Source organism: Aerococcus sp. L_32, assembly GCF_050689315.1.
Genome location: NZ_JBOEQF010000713.1, coordinates 1 through 915, shown reverse-complemented (window position 1 = coordinate 915; position 915 = coordinate 1). Strand labels below are relative to the sequence as shown.

At 34.3% G+C, this 915-nt stretch carries 1 pseudogene; it reads right to left on the bottom strand.

The features are described from left to right. Positions 1-617 precede the first annotated feature (617 nt). Positions 618-915, bottom strand: a pseudogene (locus ACRCJ0_RS15915) (D-alanyl-D-alanine carboxypeptidase family protein); the annotation flags it as partial.

The window sequence follows — 915 nt, the reverse complement described above, 5'->3', positions numbered from 1 at the left end:
CCTTATATTGCCTCCATTATATATTTAAGGCAAATAAAAGTCAATTGTGCCAAATTAGGTGCTCATAAATTCGTTTAGACTTGTGCAGAGCTAGAAAAAAAGCTATTTATAGATAGTTGGAATTTTCCCCTGTGCCTACCACTTCACCTATGCAAAATTAAGCAACATTCAAATCTACGTTGCTTAGTACAACGCACCCTTCCTTATAAAGTCACAAATACGCTTCTCTAGACACGTATAAAAGCCATGACATGATATCATGACTTTAGCGAAAAAATATTTATAAAACTTGAATTTATCTTAATCAACATATCAGAAGCATCATTATAGTAGCATTCCAACCCCTAACAGTCACACATTCAAAACATCATATTCATGAGATTTGTTTAGTTTTGTAATACCAGTACTTTTAGACTACAAATCAGATCGTTATCTTACCTAAATACAAACAATAGATTTGTTAATTACGGCACTCGCAAACGTGTATCTTGCCTAGATCTTTTACAAACAACGTTGTTTAAGCCTGTATAAAAAACGAGGTGTGTCCGTCTCTAGATAAATTTATAAATCCTTTGAGCAATACGATGTATTTCATTTCTTGAAAATCTATATTGTTGTTAACTAAAAACGCCTTGGATATCTTCCATCCAGCCTTTAAACAGATCTTCCATGATGCGTGCCACTTGTACAACAATGCTGACCTTGTCGACATCTTCTGCTGGTACAATGGCATTTGACATATCCAATTGGTTAAAGAGACTTTCATCAAAATTCACCGTCGTATTGAAAGTATTAATTGATTGGTCCACTGACAATGGCGCTGTTAGCGCTAAGTTCCCTACAGCGTCATATTGGAAGGCTGCATCATAAGTTGTAGTCGAATTATTTTCTAAATCATAATTATAAGGTAAGAAT